Here is an 18,559-nt window from a genome sequence, read left to right as displayed (position 1 = left end):
TGTTTCTCGTCTACGTTATCCATCTTCTACCTTGCGTTATCTCGCGAAGCTTCGTACTGCCACCACAAATGGGCCAATCTGTTTGACTTCCCACTCCGTGCCGTCGCCCACGAACACTTCCGGGTTGAACCGGAGCCCGTGGAACCGCACATTGGGATTATTCGGGTAAATGTCTTCGGCCAGGTCATACACCCACCCGCTGCTGTCTTTACCTGCGGCTTTGTCCTGCTTATAGGATTCCAGGTCCGCCCGGAACACGAATGCCTGCGGGGCTCGCCACTTTGCCTCCAGCATTTTTGCCAAGAATTTTTCGGGTGTGTTGGCGTTTTCCCAACTGCCCAATGCCCACTCCGTAATCGTTTGGTTGCGCACATCAAATTCCCCCAGTGGGTTGGCATAGTGGCTGGTAAACGCCTGGAAACCCCGGTATGGGTAATACGACATGAAGTTTAATTCGTCCGTGAGTACCACGGTTTCATTGCGTTGTAACCCCATGTGCTTGTCGATGAACTCCGCCACCTGCTTGTAGTACTGGGTAGAATCCGGCGGATACCGGTCGGCCCGTTCCCCATAACCATCCGTGTCCGAATATGCCCGCTCAATCGGGTCCGCATTCTGGTTCGGAATGTTTTGCGCATAGCTGAGGCCGCCCACCATGAGGATTGCCAGGAATACGCAGGTAATCATCCGCGACGTCTTCACATCGAACTCTTGGGGGAATAACCACTGGTGGATCGCATAAATCCGCAGCTCGGCCACGCCCAACACGCCGGCCGTCGCCAAGGTAGTGGCAATCACCACATCCATGCGGAACCCAAGCAGCGTCGACCCTATGAGGGTAAACACCATAGAGAGCGCCACCCAGCCGTAGAACACCAACAGCGCCACCCCCAGCATGCGCACATCATAATTACTGGACCGCACAATCAAATACACCAGGCCGATCAGGCATAACAGCCCAATCACCGACGGCGCCAACATGGGCAGTGGCACCCGCGTGCCCTCCAGGGGAAGATAATGCGAGGCGGTCGCCCCCGACACCGGGCGCCCCTGAAGAATGGCCAGGAAGTAGGGCGCCCACCAAATGGCCGCGATCGCCATGGACCCCACCCCGATAATGACCAATCGGATGATGGGGGTTATCGACTTCAACACCACCCCCGAGAACAGAGCGGCGATCACCATGGTGCTGAGCGCTACCACCGCTGTATATAAGGTATAGGACGACGCCGAACACCCCAGGTAGACAATCAACCCCACCATGGCCATGTTCCGACCCACCAATGCCCGGCGGGCGGCCACCACGGCGGCCGGCACGCCCAGGGAAATAATGGCGGCATAGGGTTCCTCGGCGCTCATCACCAGGGTGACGCACGTGCTGACCAGGGCAATGGCGGTGGCTACCGGCAGGCTGCCCACCAGCCGTTGCCACACCGGCACCAGGGTGGAGCCGGCGGCGGCCAGGGATATCAACGCCCACGGCTGAAACACCTCCCAGCCCGGTATGCCCAAGAGGTTTGCCAGCCGGCCCCCGAACCAAAACCACATGGCCGGGTAGAAGGTAGGCATGTCAATATAGTTCATGTCCGACAGGCCCCAACCGTCGGCCATGCGGGTCATGAACTGGGTGCGGAATCCCTGGTCCACCGTGATGCCATCCAAATACAGCCGGGTGGCCGCCAAGTGAATGGCCAAAGTGGTGACGATCAATGCGGCGGGGGACAGGTAGCTGACCACATAGGTGATCCAGGTGCGCCACCGGGGGTGCGGTTGTTGCTTCTTCTCATCCAACACCCACAATAGGGTGAGCCCGGCCACCGTGAGCAAGACCAGCACGGTCCCAAACGTGCCAACAGCCTTAGTCACATTGGAGGGCCCAAAGGCCGGCAGGTGCGTGGTTTTCAACGCAAACCAGCACCCCAGCGTGAAGACCGCACCGCCTAGAGCTGCGGCAATAATGCCGACGACGGTGCGGGGGGTGCTCAAGACATCGGGACCATATTCCTGTAACCGTGAGGTATCAACGAAGTCCCGTTGACCTGATTCCGTTAAAGTCATACTCACTAGTCTTTCACATTGCTCATGACAAAGCCCCCTCGAACATTCCTAGCTGCGCTAGGAATATCCTCAAACGGGGGCGGAAAACCTTTAAGACGGCTTAAAACCGGTGAAAACCGGTTAGAACGGCAGTTTACGGAAAATCTTCTGCGGAATCACCTTAAACGCCAACGACACCGGCTGGAACAACGGGTGCACGAAGATTGCTTCCTTATGCGACACCACGGCGTCAACAACCGCCTTGGCCACATCTTCCTTATTCACGGTCAACGGGGCCTCGGGCTCACCAGCAACGGTGGACATCTTGGTGCGCACCTGACCCGGCCGAACCACCAACACATTCACGCCGACATCGCGCAGGGCTTCGCCCAGGTTCACATAGAAACCATCCATGCCGGCTTTGGCGGCGCCATACACAAAATTCGACCGGCGAACCCGCTGGCCAGCCACCGAACTCAGCGCAATAATATTGCCGTGGCCCTGAGTCCGGAACTTCTCCGCCAACAGCACACCCACCGACACCGGGCCGGTGAAGTTGGTTTGCGCCGACTCCACGGCCAGCTTCTGGTCGTGCCACAGGGCCTCCTGGTCGCCCAGGGTGCCGAAAGCCACGATAGCGATGTCGATGTCGCCACCGGCAAACGCCTTGTCAATGACCTTCGGATGGTTGGCGAAATCGGTGGCGTCGAAATCAATGACCTCAACCTCGGAGGCGCCGGCGGCCTTCACCAAGGCGACAGAGTTGTCAAGCCGGGGCGAATTCTTCCGAGCAGCCAACACCACCTTGGCCGGGCCCTTCGACAGAAACTCCGTGACGATAGCTAGGCCGATCTCCGAGGTGCCGCCGAGCAATAGAATACTTTGGGCTTGACCCACAGCGTTCAACATTTTTACTTCACATGCCTTTCTTGTTAGTTCAGTTCCAGTCGACGGGACATATCGGAGGCGAACACCCCGGTGGGGTCGATCTCGTGCCGCAACTTCAACCAATCCTTCAAACCTGGATACATCTTATGGAAGTTCTCGGCGGAGGTACGGGACTCCTTAGCCAAATACAGTCGGCCACCAAACTCCATGACCCGACGGTCCAGATCATCCAAGAATGCGCCCAGGCCCTTCTTGATCGGGAAGTCCACGCACACATTCCAGCCCGGCATCGGGTACGACAAGGGGGCACGGTTACCCGGACCAAACAGCTTGAACACGTTCAGGGCCGAATAGTGGCCGGAACGCTGAATATCGCGCACAATCTCCTTGAACGGCTCCACCGCATCGGTGGGCACCACGAACTGGTACTGCAAGAATCCCTTGGAGCCATAGCCACGGTTCCACTCCCCAATGAGGTCGAGTGGCTGGTAGAACTGGGTGAGGTTTTGCACCTTGTTCTTATAGGTGCCCGACTTGAGCCACCACAATTCCCCAATGGCAATCATGCTGAGCTTATTCATGGTGAAGGAGGGGAAAATATCCGGCACCGTCACCAATTGGGGAGCATTGAACTTCAGGGGTTCCTTGGCCAGCTTCGGTGCCAACTCCTCCAACTGGGCCAAGGTGGCGAGCGAACCACGGGAAATAGCGGCCCGGCCCAGCTTCGGCTCCGGGGAAATCGCATCGAACCAGGCAGACGAATAGGTGTAGTTATGCTCGGAACCATCCGAGTGGAAGGCCACGGTTTCATCCAGGTTGGCGGTGAGGTCGCCGTCGGCAATGAAGTAGGCGGTCTCGGTCTTGGTCATCTTGATGCGGGCCCGCAGAATGATGCCGGTCAACCCCATGCCACCAACGGTGGCCCAGAACAGGTCACCCTTAGGATCATCGGGGGTGCCTTCCGGCTCAAGATGCAGGATCCGACCGTCGGCAACCAATAATTCCATCGACACCACATGGTCACCGAAGGAGCCGGCAGAGTGGTGGTTCTTACCGTGAATGTCAGGACCAATGGCGCCACCAATGGTGACCTGGCGGGTGCCCGGCAGCACCGGAACCCACAGGCCATACGGCAGGGCGGCCTTCATTAATTGGTCGAGAGTGACACCACCATCCACGTCGACAATGGCGGTCTCCGGGTCGATGGAGTGAATGTGATTCACCGGCTGCATGTCAATGACCAGGCCGCCAGCGTTTTGGGTCGGGTCGCCATAGGAGCGGCCCATGCCCCGGGCGATCACACCCCGCTTGAGGTAGTCGGGTTTATCGGCGTTGGATTCTGCCACCAGGGCAACCGCACGAGCAATCTCTTCCACGTCCGGGGTGGCAAGCACCTGGGCGGTGGTGGGGGCGGTCCGGCCCCAACCGGTGAGTTTCTGTGTGGTTGTGGAAAGGTTTGGACGTTGCGTCATTCGGGTCTGGCCCACCTTCTCTATGCTTCTTGGGTTAAGTTCAAATTTTTCTCACGCTCAACCCTACCTATTTTTTGGGTTTGACTACTGGGTAAGCGGGAGCATGAAAGCGAGATCACCTCAGCTCGCCTGCTGTCTGATTTCGGATTTCCTCCCCGTTTCGAGGGGTAGCACACAGCAGAACGTGACGTATCACTCATAAATGGGCGGATGAGTGGGACTATAGGTCCATGAGTTCACGGATCTCTGTGGGTAATTCTTCCTGGCTAGTGATGGTTGGTCCATCATAAGTGTTGAGAATCTCATACACCCGAATACGTGATGCGGAATCCAAGAATGGTAGCTCTTGTGCCATAAGGGTTGTCATAAAATTGTCGAGCGGCAGATTTGTGTGATCCGCGGCGGCATGGTCAGGGGAAATATTCTTCTTAAACAGGCCAAACATGATGTATATGCTATCTGGTGGTGGGAAACCATGGGCAAAAAGCGTCGAAAAGCTCGGCGGAAAGCCGCCATAAAATTGCCCCCATTTAACCCCGTAAGCAAGAGTGATAACACATGTTTCTTTTGTGTAATTCTCAGACTGTTTCGGCAATTTTCATTTTTCGCCACTACTGTGGGTACCATGTCCACCCCAGTAAGTAGTAGCCGTAGCGGCACTGCGGCAGCTACCTATGCGCAGTCAACGCTGATAATCCAAGCTCAGGTTGTATCCACCGACCACGAGATTATCCGCCATATCGGTGTTGATAGCGCCGTAACGGTGGCGGAATTCTATAACATCATTACGATTTGCTTCGACCTCGATAACCCAGAATTCGACCGTTATTGTTGCAACTTCGGGGGTACTACCTTAGATCCCGACAGTTTATTATGGGAGCATTTACAAGCCGATGGTGATGAATTTCATTGTGTGGTGGGTTTATGGCAAATCCGTATTCAACTTATTGAAATTATCGCCCGTGATAATGGTACCCCCACCGCATTATGTGTAGGCGGTTTTGGGTCCATGGCGGATCTCCTGTTTGACGACTTCGATGACCACGACGATTTCGACGATTTCTACGATGGTGACGCCGGCGGGCCGGGCGGTAGTCCTGGTGGTCCGGGTGGTTCCGGTCCCCCTGGCGGCCCCGGCACCCCCGGCGGCCCCGGCGCGTCGGTTGCTTCTGGGTTTGTGGGCGCCGTTGACGCCCACGGCAACCCGAGCGCTGCCCCCGCCGGCAATTCCGGCGCCATAGATCGCATGCGGTTATGTGCCACCTGCCAGGACAGCTTCGACCTCACAAGGATCAACACCCGGCTCACCGGCGCCGAAACCATCGAAACCGTGCTGGGACGCACCCGACCCGAGCCCGCTAACCTGATTCGGCGCTCCGGCATTTTGGACTTTGTGCCGCTGCTGCAGGCCATTGATTTTTCCCGCACCCCCGACATCGACCCGGAGGTTGCCATGATGTGTGCGGTGCTGCCGGTGGAGGAAGACCCGGTGCAGCAGGATGCGTTTTGGGCGGTGGTCCTGGGGCTCAGCTGCATGAGCGATGAGGAAGTGACCGATGCGATTATTGAAAGCATTGTGCAGGCCCTCGGTTGGAACAAAACAGCGAACGAGGTGCGTGCGCTGTGCCCAAACTCGCTGAAACATTTGCGGGATATTGGGGGGTTATCGTCCCCAGTGGAGCGCATTGAGATTTACCGGGAACTGCTCCGCCTGTAACCTGGTGGCTTATGACAGCAACCCCACCAGGCACTCCTACCACTTCAGCATCCATGCCTTCCGAATCGCCCGAACAGCCTACGCAACCAGCATCGTCGGCATCGCCGCAGCCGGCACAGCAGTCCCAGTCCGATGGTTCGCTGCGCACCCAGCTTGTCCGGTTCATTGCGGTGGGCGTGGTGTGCGCCGTTATCGACTACGGCACAACCTTGCTACTGGACTATGTGTTGGGGGTGCCCCGGGGGTGGGCTAAAGCCGTGGGGTGGGTTGCTGGCACCACATCGGCCTATTTTATGAATGCAAAATGGACGTTCAATTCGAAAACTTCTGCGAAGGCAACCGTGGCCGTGGCCATCCTGTACCTGTCCACGTTTGCCGTTCAAAACATTCTGTACAAGGTGGTGCCGATGCCGCTGCACTCCTTCGAGCTGCCCAAGTTCGTCGTGGACACGATTTCCTTCGTCATCGCCCAAGGCGTGGCTACCGTGACGAACTTTGTCATGCAGCGGGCATTTATTTTTAAACAACGCTAGCCCGCTTATCGACGCTTCCCGCGGTCGGATCATGCCCTGTTGCCGGAGAAAACCTAAACAGCCGTTTTGGCTGTTTAGGCAAGGTATCAATGTTCTAGGTCATGATGTCGTATAGACCACCTCCTTTCGTCATGTCGAGTACTCCATTTATGGAATGGTTTTTTGTACGAGTCGCATTGTGTGCAATAGGGTGGGAGGGGAGCCGGGTTGGCGTCGAAAAACTCAGCATGAAGGACGGCAATGACCATAATTGGCGGTAAAAAGCATCTGGTGTGGCGACTCCTCTGCAGCGACTTCCTGTCTAACCTGGCCACATCGCTGGCGGCGAAGATCATTAGCCTGTGGTTCGTTCTTGCGGTGTTTGGCGAGGAACGTTCCGTGCCGTGGGTGAGCGGGTTCCTGACCGTCATCGCGGTTGCCCAGCTGCTCGCCGGGCTGTTCACGGGCGCGGTGTCGGACCGCCACGACCCGATAGCCACTATGACCATGGCATGCCTGGTGCGGGCGGTTGCGAGCGCCGGGATTATTGCGATCCTGGTCTTCTGCCCGACCGGGGGTTTGGCGGCCGTTCTAGCGGTCATTGCCCTTGCCGTCATCGAGGCCATGTGTGACACAGCCTATTTGCCGGCCGCCGCGTCGGTTTCCCACCGATTGGCGGACGGCCAGGAGCTTGTGCGGCTGCTCGGCTGGTTGCGGTTTTTCGCCTTGCTGGGGTCCATGGCGGGGCCAATTTTGGCTGGTATTGGTGCTGATCGGGGTTGGTTTGCCGGCACCATGGCGCTGGAAACCGTGGCATTGCTCGTGGCGGCGCTGATTCTCGCGCCCATTCGCCACAGTATGAGCCGACAAACCGCCGGGCTCGCTGAGGGGTTTTGGCTCGCGTGGAAAGCCGGGCTCCGCGCCATGGTCGGTTCGGAAAGCTACCGGGTGATGCTGCCCTTTGCGATCCTGGAGGCTGTCAGTTCGTCGGCGTTGAGCATGGTGGCCATTTATTTTTTCACCGCCACGCTGCATGTTTCGGCCACCTGGTATGGGGTGTGGAATGCCCTGGTTGCCGCTGGTTATGCGATAGGCTACCTCGCCGCCCCGTGGTTGTCGGAGCGCATGAGGTTCTTCAAGCTCCTGGCGCTCAGTAATCTTGCGGTCAGTCTCCTCCTAGCCATCATTTCGGTGACGGATTCCGCCCTGGTTGCCGTGGTTGTCGGTTTTAGCTTTGCGACGAGCCAAGGGGTGCTCAACCCACCATTCCAAACAATCTTCGTCCAGGCTGTTCCATCCGAAAAGGTCGGCCAGGCAATGTCGGTGTTCATCAGTGTTGTCGGTGCGGTGGGCGCCTTGGCCGTTCCCCTCTGGGGTGTGGTTGCCGACACGCTTGCTCGGCACCAGCCCACAACAGGGATCGATCCATATCGAACCATCCTGCTCATCATTGTCGCAGTGCACGCCGCCATGGTGGTATGCGCCCTGACGAACCGGCGTGTGCGCGCCATCAGCATTGATTGAGGGCCGAATGTCGGGTGGACCTCAAGCTTAGCGACCGTGCTCCTGCTGCACCCGCGCGTAGCACACTTGATAAGCATGGTGTTTGAGGGCTGCCGGCCTGAATCCCCTGGAGCCAATGTGCTTACTAGGGAAAGACCATGCTTAGAACATGTGCTAGGGGCTGGTCGCCGAGACACCTGATTGCCGCATATGTTCTAAGCTTGGACTTCTATTGATGACAGTTCAACTTCCAGGAGTCAGTACGCCCCCGGAATGGAAACCATGCTTAGAGCATGTGCAGCGCTGCTCTGGGTTGCTGTAGCATTTCCTCTAAGCTTGGTTTCGTTCAAAAGGGTGAACTTCCAGGGCACCTGGAGGGGGTTTTGTGGTTTAGGGGTTGTGCTGTGCTGATGTTGAGCTGGGGTTTGGGGTAGCAAAGATCTTACCTACTGGGAGTTAGGCGGGAGGGAGTGTGAAGTCAAGCTCAGGGCTTGTGCTACCAGACGGAATGACTGGGGCTTCATGTCTGATAAGCATGGTTTTCAAAATCTGCCACCCTAAACCCCCAAGGGCCAACATACCCCTAGAGTGGAAACCATGCTTAGAGCATGTGCGGCAGCCAAGTGGGTGGGTGGGACATCACCAGCACATGTTCTAAACTTGGACTTCTATCGGTGGCAGTTCAATCCCCTGGGATCAATACGCCAATCAGAACAAAACCATGCTTATCTAATCCGCTACCCCCAAGGGGCTGTGGGCTGCACACTTGATAAGCATGGTCTTTAAAACAGGCCAGCTCAAACCTGCTGGACAAGCATCCAACCACAATCAAAGACCATGCTTATCTAACTTGCTATATTGCCGAGAGTATTAGGGCAGTACCAATAATCATGAGCAGCATATCTGATAAGCATGGTGTTTGAGATCTGGCCCATCAAGTCCCCTGGAGTCAATACGCTCGCCAGGCAAAGACCATGCTTAGAACATGTGCGGCAGCTAAGTATATGGCGGACCAGCCCCTAGGACATGTTCTAAGCATGGTTTCCCACCGACAATGCCTCAGCCGATACACCATCGGAACAGAAACCATGCTTATCAGGTGTGCTGCATACGGCATCTTGGGGGTAGCAGATTAGATAAGCATGGTTTTCAAAAATCACCACATCAAACCCCCAAGAGCCAACACGCCCCAGAATTAAAGACCATGCTTAGAACTTATGCAGCCAGGATTCGTGGGTAACTCAAGTAGCAGCACTTGTTCTAAGCATGGTTTCCTACTGGTCGCAGTTCAAACCTGCAGGAGCCGACTTGGCCTCAGGACAGAAACCATGCTTATCTAACCTGCTACCTACAGCCAAGGGCCTTGGGTCCTGGGTTTCTGCAGCAGCGTAATCAAGATCATCAACCATAAACCCCGCACCATGTCGGCGCATTACAGTGCGCATTACAGCGCGGGGGTTGTGGTGTGGGGTTCGAGGCTGTTTACATTTATACCTTTGCCTTTATGGCCGGAAGAATCGCTCTTTGCGGCCTAACCGGTGGAGTTTCAGCCATTCCCAGAAACCTTTGGGGTCTTTTTGCTGCACCAGGAAAAACCAGCCGAATCGGGCATATTCTTGCGGCAGGAGGCGGCGCATGCCGGGCTGGTTCATGAGGTAGCCACGGTTTCGGTAGGTGAAGAATCGTTTTCCGGGATTCTCCGGGTATTGGGTGTGCATTTTCCCGCCGAGGATGGGCCGGAATTCTTCGGACCCGTCCGGGTGCAGGTAGGCAGTGGTGAGGCAGGTGCCGAAGGGAAGTCCGGATCGGTGTAATCGTCGGTGGTATTCCACCTCGTCACCCCTAATGAACAGTCGATAGTCGGGGATGCCGATAACCTCCATGGCTCGCGTGGAGATGAGGGCCCCGTTGAAGAGGGAGGCGATGCCGGGGAGGAGGTCGTCGCCCAGGTTGTTGGCAGTGTCGCCGACTTCGGTGCCGCGCGGGTCGGTGAGTTCGCTGCGGAGGCGGCGCCATTCCAGCCCCCGGCGGAGTGGGAACGCAAGGCGGTCGGGGTTGTCGAGGTTACAGACTACGGGCGACACCTCGGCCAGGTTGTGTCGGACCGCGCAGTCCTGGAGGGTGGCGAGCACGTCGGGGCCTTCGGGCCGGCCGTCGTCGTCGGCGCACCATACGGCGTCGGCGCCCTGTGCGAGCGCAACCAGGAATCCGTATGCGAATCCGCCAGCGCCACCAAGGTTGGTTTTGCTGGGCAGATATATGCCCCGGTCGCCGGCGATCTCAGCAAGGAGCTTTTCGACGGCCGGGTCGGCGCCGTTGTCCACCACAATAATCCAGTGCACTGGTCGGCTTTGTTGCGCTACCACTTCCAGGGAGGATCTCAAGAGTTCTACCCGGTTATGGGTGACAACAACAGCGGCGACTTTATCGGTGGCGGAAAGAATCATGGTTCTATTGTTTCATATCGGGCGATAGAGGTTGGGACTCATGGGGCTTTCACCTTTCCGTGGGCGGTAGGTAAAGCTACCTTATATTGGGATTTTGCGTTTTGTACCCCTATTTGTATGCTTATTTGATATGAACATTACTATCAATAAGCGCTCCATTTTTGCCGTGATTTTGGGGATTTCCCTGGTGGCGGTTGTGACCGCTTGCGCCGTCGATAAGCAAGGGGAGAATAAAAAGCTCACCGTTTTTGCCACGACTGGTTACATTGGCGACACAGTGAAAAATATTGCCCCCGACGCAGACGTGACCGTCATGGTGGGGCCTGGCGGCGACCCGCACACCTACCAACCCACCACCCAAGACACCGAAAAAATCTCCAGCTCCGACTTGGTTTTCTGGTCCGGCCTCCACATGGAAGCCCACATGATTGACCAGCTCAAATCGCAGGGTGACAGGCAGGTAGCGGTCGCCGAGGCGATCCCCAAGGAAGATCTGCTCGACTGGCCCGACTTGGGCGAAAACGGGGAAAAACTATATGACCCGCACGTGTGGAATTCCACCGAAAACTGGAAATACGTGGTGCAGGCCATCACCGACAAACTCGCCGCTACCGACCCCGACAATAAGGACAAGTACCAGGAAAATGCCAAAAAATACGAGCAGTCCATGGACGAAACCGCGGCCTACGTCCGGGAGAAAATCAATGCGATCCCGGAGGACAAACGCATCCTCATCACCGGGCATGATGCCTTTAACTATTTCGGTAAACAATTCGGGCTAGAGATTCGCGCTACAGATTTTGTCACCTCGGAATCCCAAATTTCCCCAGCGGAAATCAAGGAATTGGGCGAATACATTGCCGAAAAGCAGATCAAAACCATTTTCCAGGACAATCTCGCTAATCCGCAGGCCATTAACTCGCTGCAAGAAACCGTGAAGGCCGGCGGCTGGGAAGTGACGATTTCCGACAAGGAACTCTTCGCCGACTCGCTGGGCCCCAACCCACCGGTCGACACCTACCTCGGGGTGATGAAATACAATGCCGACACCATTTCCGCAGCCCTAGCGAGCTAATACATGGATCAAGCAAAGACAACAAAAATTGCAACACCAGCCCCAGCAGCATCTACACAAGCAGCCTCGGCGATGTCAATGACCGATGTCACCGTTTCCTACGGGGCAACCCTCGCCATCGAACACGCCACCTTCACCGTGCCGGTCGGATCCGTCATGGGGCTTCTCGGCCCGAACGGTGCTGGCAAATCCACCATTATCAAAGCCGGCCTCGAACTCATGGACCACACCGGTACCGTGCGGTTTTTCGGCAAACCCCTCGGGGAGGTGCGCCGCAAGGTGGCCTACATGCCACAGGTCGCTGCTGTGGACTGGGACTATCCCATTACCGTGGAACAGGTGGTGACCATGGGCATGTACACCGAACTCGGCTGGCTGCGCCGCGCCAATGCCGCCCACCGCGGCCGGGTGATGGAAGTCCTCGACCGGGTAGGCATTGCCGAACTGGCCAAACGGCAAATCTCCGAACTGTCCGGCGGCCAGCGCCGCCGCGTGTTTGTGGCCCGCATCCTGGTGCAAGCCCCAGAACTCTACCTGCTGGATGAGCCGTTCGCCGGGGTGGATGCCGCCAGCGAACGAGTGATCCGGGGCGTGCTCCACGAGCTGCGGGACCAGGGCGCCACGATCGTCATTGTGCACCACGACCTGTCCACGGTTGCCGAACTCTGCGACCATGTGACTATCCTCAACCGGGAAATCATCGCCACCGGCCCCACCAGCGAGGAGTTCACCAGGGAAAACATCACCAAGGCCTTCGGATTGGGGCTACTGGAATGAGCCTCATCGAGTTCCTCTCCGAGTTCTCCTACCGGCGAATTGTGATCGGTACCATGCTCATCGGGGCTTGCTCCGGGGCCATGGGCACATTCCTGTATTTGCGCCGCCAATCACTCATGTCGGACGTGATCGGCCACTCCGCCACCCCAGGCGTGATGGGGGCATTCCTGGTAGTCAGCCTGATTTTCGGCGGGTTTGACGCCAGGTCCATGCCGGTGATCGTGGTGGGGGCACTCATCACCGGCCTAATAGCGGTGGTGCTGGCCAATAAGGTGGCGGACACCACCCGGATCGGGATCGACGCCACCATGGCGGTGGTCTTGTCGCTCTTCCTGGGCGGCGGCCTGCTGATCTTGCAGGTCATTCAGCGCTCCCACATTCGGGGCAAAGGCGGAATTGAGGACCTCATGTTCGGTAACGCCGCCACGCTCACAAACCTGGATGTGCGAACGATCGCCGTGGTGACGTTTGTGGTATTTCTTGCGGTCGCGCTCCTGTGGCGACCCATCACCCTCATGACCTTCGACCCGACATTAGCCAAGGTCAGTGGCCTCAAAACCGCGGTTTTATCCCCCGCACTCTTCGGGCTGATCGTGCTTGCGATCGTGATCGGGGTGAAGGCGGTGGGCCTGATCCTCATGATCGCGTTCGCCGTATTCCCGCCGGCCGCGGCCCGACAGTTTTCTCGAACTGTTGGCCGGATGACGTTTCTGTCCGGCCTCTTTGGGGCGGTGGCGTCGGTATTGGGAACCTATATATCGGTGACGATGGGCAAGGTTCCGACCGGCCCGGTTATCGTGCTAGTGCTGAGCGGGATTGTGCTGGTCTCCATGATCGTCGCACCCCGGCGCGGCGCCATGCACCCTGGCGGAGGTGAGCGTCTATGAGTTTTGCGGTATCGGTGGCGTTGCTCGCGGCGGTGGTGTCGCTCACCACGGCGCTGCCCGGGGTGGTGCTGGTGTTGCGTCGACAAGCCATGTTGTCGGATGCGCTCTCGCATGCGGTGCTGCCGGGCATTGCGATTTCGGCGCTGTGGGCGAGCAGCCCGCGCGACCCAATCCTGCTGGTGGGGGCCACAATCGGCGGGGTGGTGGTGATTGCCGCCACGGAATGGCTGCGGGCCCGCGGCCGGTTTACCGAGGACTCCGCGACCGGCCTGATTTTCCCCGCGTTTTTCGCCATCGGCGTGATTTTGATCTCCACCAGGTTTGCGGGCAGCATGATTTCGGAGCACACGGTGCTGGTGGGGGATTTGAATATTGCGGCCATGTCCCACTGGATTGTGGGCGGCTACGACCTGGGCCCGAAGGACATGTGGATTGTGGGCGGTGCCGGCGTGGTCACCCTGGTGGTGCTGATTCTGGCCCGCCGGCCGTTGACTATTGCCACGTTTGACCCGGTGTTTGCCCGCACCATTGGGGTGCGGCACCGCCTGCTGGACTACCTGGTGATGGTGCTGTCCTCCCTGACTGTGGTGGTGGCGTTTAATGCGGCCGGCGCGGTGCTGGTGGTGGCGCTCATGATTGTGCCCGCCACCACGGCGTTGTTGGTCACCCACAGCCAGGGGGCGATGCTGACGGTCACGTTATTGGTGGCGCTTATTAGCTCCCAGGTGGGTTTTTGGGTCGCCTATAATTTTAATACGGCGACGTCCCCAACCATGGCGTTTGTCGACGGCCTGATCTTCCTCGCCGTGTGGGTGGTGGTCCGCCTGCGGTCCCGCACGTAGCTTGACGACGCCCTTACGAGTGCAATTGGGGCGTCAATGAGCGTGAAGACCGCCACCTGCTCCCGGGTGGCACTATTATCTTCTATACCAACACCAAAGGTGAATTTGCGATATATCTTCCCCAGGTGCTCCGATTGTGGGCGTTGCTGCTGCAACACTGCTGGTAGGGATGGCCGTTAATGTTGATGCGGGCGGCTCGGCGGTCGTTTGGTTGGAGTCGTTCTTCATTTTTCATCAGCTCATCACATGTAGTCGCTAAGCAATGGCTCATTTTTCTCATGTCCATACTTAAGAAGTAGTGCCCAAGCCGTGACCCGTCGCGCCCGTAGAAATAAGGTCGGCGATGCAAAAACCCTACTGGTGACAGTTTTCCCACCATGATTACGCAGAGTTTAATAAAAAGTTTGAACCTATTTTACAACTAAAGAACACCCCCAAAATGATGGGCGGGGAAGATTTCGCTGTGTTTTCCCTTCAATAGGGAGGGGAACAAATAGGACACTACCCAACCCATTGGGCACCCAAACTCATCATCTGGCTGCGCTGCTACCAGCAGAAACGTCAAAAACCGCGATCTAATAGTCGAAAATCATAAATAGCAGGCACCCCCGTTGGCTAGAAACGGAGGTGCCCACTACCTAAATCATAACGTGAAACTTGAAAAAAGCACCTAGTTGGCATCCTTGTTACCTAAAAATAGTTCATTTGATATCAACTAGAGACCTAGGGCGCAAGCATGCGCATCCCCATAACCCAACGCAGACACCGCAAAACCCCAATAGATTTTGCACCCACGAGTAGCAGTTATCCTACAAGTGGATTGGGTACATCCACATACACATCACCCCGCGCCGGGTCCGTCAGCATGCGCAGAAATGCCTTCTGCTTCATCGTTGGCGCCAATAGCTTGTCGACGTCCACCTGCGGCGGATTATGCTCGGCAATCAGATCGTTCACAATGGACCGGACCAGCCGCCAATAATGGCGCGGATCATCGGGCAGCTGATCTACAAACGCCGCCAGGTTGCCGGGAATGGCGGCATAATATCCCTTGGCGATGAACACGTCGTAGTCATCAGTCATGGTGATGGCGCCATCCCGGATGGGTACACCCGTGGCCCGGGGCCGGTAGGCCCGCAGGCCGGAGAAATCCCGAAGGCAGATTCCCTGGTATTGGAAGTCATCATCCACATACACCAGGGTGTTTTGCAAATGCGCTTCCAAAGCAATGCCCGCATGCCACATGGTGGGCAGCACCGTTGATAGTAGGTCGCGGGCGTAGCGGGAAAAGAACTCTTCCGTCACCGTGGGCAGTCCCCGCAGCGCGGCCGCCGTGATGGCCGTCCGGGGTGTGGACTCGCGGATGAGCGTGCTCAATCCCCGAACCGCCCGCGGATTCGTCTTCGGCCCATCGTAGGCGCACCCAGCGATCTCCGGCAGCAGATCGCACGGCAACCCCAAGCCGGCCAGGTGGGCGGCCACTAGCGGGGTGCCCAGGGCGGAATCCCGCGACATGGACCGCCGCGTCGACGTCAATGTCGCATCCACCGACGTCTTGATGAATAGCCGGTGTCCCGACGTTCCCAGATGGAACGTCAGTGCGGTTCGGAGCGATAGCGTGGGCAGCACCGGCAGCGTTGCCCCCGTGTCCATGATCGTGCCGGCGGCGATCTCCCGGGCGAATTCCGCACCGATCACATGTTCCCACTGCCACGGGTGGACGGGAACAATGCGCAGCGTAGTGTTCGGCGTATTCTCGGGAAACTCGGCCCGCAGTATTGCCGTCACGTCCCCGGTCTCTGCGAGCAGATTGGGGTGAACACCAATCAGCTTGAGATTGGTGGGCCGGAAATTTTCTGGCCCGTACAGTGCGGAATCTTTTGCATCAAACCCCAGGCGCAGCTTCGCTAATGGGTGCACATTATGGCCGGTGATCGCCAAAGAGTCGGCAACAACGCCACGCAGCTCCGGGGGAGCGGTGGAGATCAGGTCTGCCGGTGACCGGTAGAATCGGAGTCGACGATCGACGACCTGTTTGACATGGGCCAAGGTGGTCACCGCATTATCCACATCGCATTCAGGGAGTTGCGTGAGGCCTTCCACCGCCATGGTTTCGGTGAGGCGTTCGGACACGTGTTCGCGCGCCCACGGGAGCTCGTCGACAAGCGGAACCGGCGGAATCGGATTGGGAATCCGCACGTAATCCTGCTCCGTCACCGCCCCTGACAACCGCATGCCAAACATGCGCTTCCGCGGCAGCATCGGGGGCAGATTATCCAGGGCTATCGTACCCGGATCAATGCCCGCCGCCTCGCACAACCCCAACACCAAATTCGTAATCATCGGATAAATCAGCTTGTCATAGGCGGTATCATGGTCGCTCAGGAGTGCGGTGCCCTCCAGGAAACCCCAATCGTACCGCTGGCCGAACGCGGAATCGCGCACAATCCGGCACCCGCCGAAATCCCGCACCGTCACCGCATACGGCCAACCATTCCGCAGCTCAATGACCGTGTTCTGTGGGTGCGGCTCCATCGCCAACCCTTGGTCCAGCAGTGTGAGCGCCGGCTGGATCAGGATCGTCGACAATCGATCAAACCACTCCGCCGGGGTCGCCCCCGACTCCGCCAAAAACTCCGCGAAGAAATTCTCCCCCGTGAGCGGATTCGTCGCCAACAGGGCCGCCGCCGGAATCCCCTGGGGTGGCACCCGGACGATCGCCCCAAACGAATTTCCATCCGCCTGCGGTACCCGCACCCCCGCCAAGTCCCGCGCCACCCGAAACGCCGGCGTATCGTCGCTGGTGTAGGGGGAAATCCCCGACGTGCGCATCAGCTGTTCCGCGCGCTCGGCAATCACCGGCCCCGCCAACGCCGTGTACGAAATCCCCCGAATCGCCCCGGTCAGCTGAAACCCCACACTGGTTTTGATGTGCACACACCCGGTTTCGTCGCTCACCCGCAGCGTCCGCACGCTCATGAGCGGCTCCGCTGCTATCGACGTGGCCAGCTCCCGCACATCATCGGACAGTGCCACATCCTGGCACGGGTGCACCGGCACCACCACAAACCCCGGCGGACACTCCGCCGCCAACCGGTCGGCCAGTCCCGGAATCTGGCTGCGAAGCGCCGCAATGAGCGGCATTCCCGAGGTGCGCGCCAGCTGTTCCCGAACCGCCACAAACCGCAGCTGAATCGTTTCTACCTGCTCCGGCAGTACATCCTTATAGGCGTCTCCCAGCCCCAGCGACGTTTTCGCGCACGGATGTTTTGGGTGCCCCTCGCACACCAGCTGCTCCATATTGCCTAACGACGTGCGGCTTTGATAGCGTCGCGCCACGCCCTCACGCGCCCGCGCCAATCCCACCACACTATCCGCCAATTCGGCGGCCGCCCGATCAAAATTTGTGGCTGGAACCGTCAACTCAGATCGAAGCTTCCGTAACACCATTACCGGGTCCTCATCTGGGGGAATCGGCGTATCCTGCGGAATCAACTCTTCTTCTCGTAGTGCCGTAATTAACCGTGACCGAATGGTTTGTCGAGCAGCCGAAATATCCATGTCTCTATCACACCATTTCTTCCGCCCCACAGCCAACGCGCAGCTAAATCCCGCGTGGGAAAACCGATAAACCGGGACTAGGATAAGGCCATGTTGGAAACTCTATGGCCACCAAGCACCCTCCAAATCCGGGCGGGCGGCCTGCGCATCGTCGCCATCACCGACGAGCACCTGCCCCACGTGTGCACCATAACATTCGCGGACATTTACGGCGACACGATTCCCGATCATGCGTTCACCTGGCTTTTCACCTCAACCCCCGTGGCCGCGGCCCAATTCCGCTGGTCCAACCGTGCGAATATGAGTTCGAAAAAATGGTCATTAGACCTTGCTGCTTTTAACGAACATACAGGCGAATTTATCGGTGCCATAGACCTTCGAGCCACCAACTTTGCCACCACTCGCTGTATCAGTACTGGTTCCTGGGTGCTCCACAAGCATCAGGGACGCGGCTATGGCACCACCATTCGCCGCGCCATCTGCGAATACGGCCTGGTCACCCTGGGGGCTACCGTCATGCAAACCGTCTGGATAGCCGGCAATCACGCTTCTGCAGCGGTATCCGCCAAGGTCGGTTACCGGGTGGTCGAGTCGGTCACAGCCCCTGCCGGGCCGAACGGCACTCCGCTACCCGCGGTCCTGGCCGAATTGCGGCGTGACGACTACACCCCCAACCCCGACGTCGTCATCACCGGCCACACCCCGAGCCTTCATGAATTCCTCACCGGAGAACGCCCAGGCCCCGCGCCATCCGAATAATTCAGATGACCATGGCCTGCCGCTGGGCCCGACGAAACCCGCCCAGGAACCGCCAAAACCCATCGGCGCAGCCAGCCCCGCC

The 18,559-nt window shown here is 58.1% G+C and carries 14 protein-coding genes; 8 read left to right on the top strand and 6 right to left on the bottom strand.

What is annotated here, in order from left to right:
* Positions 1-36: 36 nt before the first annotated feature.
* The 4 genes from HBA49_RS11335 to HBA49_RS11320 all read right to left on the bottom strand — a co-directional run bounded on the left by HBA49_RS11335 (position 37) and on the right by HBA49_RS11320 (position 4,842).
* Complete coding sequence (locus HBA49_RS11335; RefSeq protein ID WP_040431234.1) at positions 37-2,058, bottom strand: galactan 5-O-arabinofuranosyltransferase; 2,022 nt, start codon at positions 2,056-2,058, stop codon at positions 37-39.
* 120 nt (positions 2,059-2,178) lie between these two features.
* Positions 2,179-2,946, bottom strand: a complete 768-nt coding sequence (gene dprE2, locus HBA49_RS11330) for a decaprenylphospho-beta-D-erythro-pentofuranosid-2-ulose 2-reductase (protein ID WP_005524721.1) — start codon at positions 2,944-2,946, stop codon at positions 2,179-2,181.
* Positions 2,947-2,969: 23 nt separating this feature from the next.
* Complete coding sequence (gene dprE1, locus HBA49_RS11325) at positions 2,970-4,397, bottom strand: decaprenylphosphoryl-beta-D-ribose oxidase (protein WP_005519250.1); 1,428 nt, start codon at positions 4,395-4,397, stop codon at positions 2,970-2,972.
* Positions 4,398-4,617: 220 nt separating this feature from the next.
* Complete coding sequence (locus HBA49_RS11320; RefSeq protein ID WP_005519251.1) at positions 4,618-4,842, bottom strand: hypothetical protein; 225 nt, start codon at positions 4,840-4,842, stop codon at positions 4,618-4,620.
* Between the two features lie 180 nt (positions 4,843-5,022).
* Here HBA49_RS11320 and HBA49_RS11315 point away from each other — a divergent pair, with 180 nt between their 5' ends.
* From HBA49_RS11315 to HBA49_RS11305, 3 genes are all read left to right on the top strand, one after another.
* A complete protein-coding gene (locus HBA49_RS11315) occupies positions 5,023-6,114 on the top strand; it encodes a hypothetical protein (protein ID WP_005524063.1) in 1,092 nt (363 codons plus the stop codon).
* A gap of 11 nt (positions 6,115-6,125) precedes the next feature.
* Complete coding sequence (locus HBA49_RS11310; protein WP_005524720.1) at positions 6,126-6,647, top strand: GtrA family protein; 522 nt, start codon at positions 6,126-6,128, stop codon at positions 6,645-6,647.
* Between the two features lie 240 nt (positions 6,648-6,887).
* Positions 6,888-8,150, top strand: coding sequence for an MFS transporter (locus tag HBA49_RS11305; RefSeq protein WP_005524002.1), 1,263 nt, complete (start codon positions 6,888-6,890; stop codon positions 8,148-8,150).
* 1,481 nt (positions 8,151-9,631) lie between these two features.
* On the opposite strand, the gene glfT1 is transcribed toward HBA49_RS11305, so the two are convergent.
* Positions 9,632-10,576 carry a galactofuranosyltransferase GlfT1 gene (gene glfT1, locus HBA49_RS11300; RefSeq protein ID WP_005519259.1) on the bottom strand — a complete coding sequence of 315 codons (945 nt, stop codon included), beginning with the start codon at positions 10,574-10,576 and terminating at the stop codon, positions 9,632-9,634.
* 130 nt (positions 10,577-10,706) lie between these two features.
* Between glfT1 and HBA49_RS11295 the strand changes: the two genes are divergently transcribed.
* The 4 genes from HBA49_RS11295 (at position 10,707) to HBA49_RS11280 (ending at position 14,157) form a co-directional block, all read left to right on the top strand.
* A complete protein-coding gene (locus tag HBA49_RS11295) occupies positions 10,707-11,651 on the top strand; it encodes a metal ABC transporter substrate-binding protein (RefSeq protein WP_005519261.1) in 945 nt (314 codons plus the stop codon).
* A gap of 72 nt (positions 11,652-11,723) precedes the next feature.
* Positions 11,724-12,428 (top strand): metal ABC transporter ATP-binding protein, encoded by a 705-nt coding sequence (locus tag HBA49_RS11290; RefSeq protein WP_040431238.1) that lies wholly within the window; start codon positions 11,724-11,726, stop codon positions 12,426-12,428.
* On the top strand, positions 12,425-13,315 hold the full coding sequence (locus HBA49_RS11285) for a metal ABC transporter permease (RefSeq protein ID WP_005524233.1): 891 nt from the start codon (positions 12,425-12,427) through the stop codon (positions 13,313-13,315). The genes HBA49_RS11290 and HBA49_RS11285 overlap by 4 nt, the downstream gene beginning before the upstream one ends.
* A complete protein-coding gene (locus HBA49_RS11280) occupies positions 13,312-14,157 on the top strand; it encodes a metal ABC transporter permease (RefSeq protein ID WP_005524524.1) in 846 nt (281 codons plus the stop codon). Before HBA49_RS11285 ends, HBA49_RS11280 begins: the two co-directional genes overlap by 4 nt.
* A gap of 804 nt (positions 14,158-14,961) precedes the next feature.
* On the opposite strand, the gene HBA49_RS11275 is transcribed toward HBA49_RS11280, so the two are convergent.
* A complete protein-coding gene (locus tag HBA49_RS11275; RefSeq protein WP_005523996.1) occupies positions 14,962-17,718 on the bottom strand; it encodes an IucA/IucC family protein in 2,757 nt (918 codons plus the stop codon).
* 90 nt (positions 17,719-17,808) lie between these two features.
* Between HBA49_RS11275 and HBA49_RS11270 the strand changes: the two genes are divergently transcribed.
* On the top strand, positions 17,809-18,477 hold the full coding sequence (locus HBA49_RS11270) for a GNAT family N-acetyltransferase (RefSeq protein ID WP_005524596.1): 669 nt from the start codon (positions 17,809-17,811) through the stop codon (positions 18,475-18,477).
* Positions 18,478-18,559: the final 82 nt, after the last annotated feature.

This window comes from Corynebacterium matruchotii (genome assembly GCF_011612265.2).
GTDB classification, from domain to species: domain Bacteria; phylum Actinomycetota; class Actinomycetes; order Mycobacteriales; family Mycobacteriaceae; genus Corynebacterium; species Corynebacterium matruchotii.
This window is presented reverse-complemented; position numbering and strand designations above follow the sequence as displayed.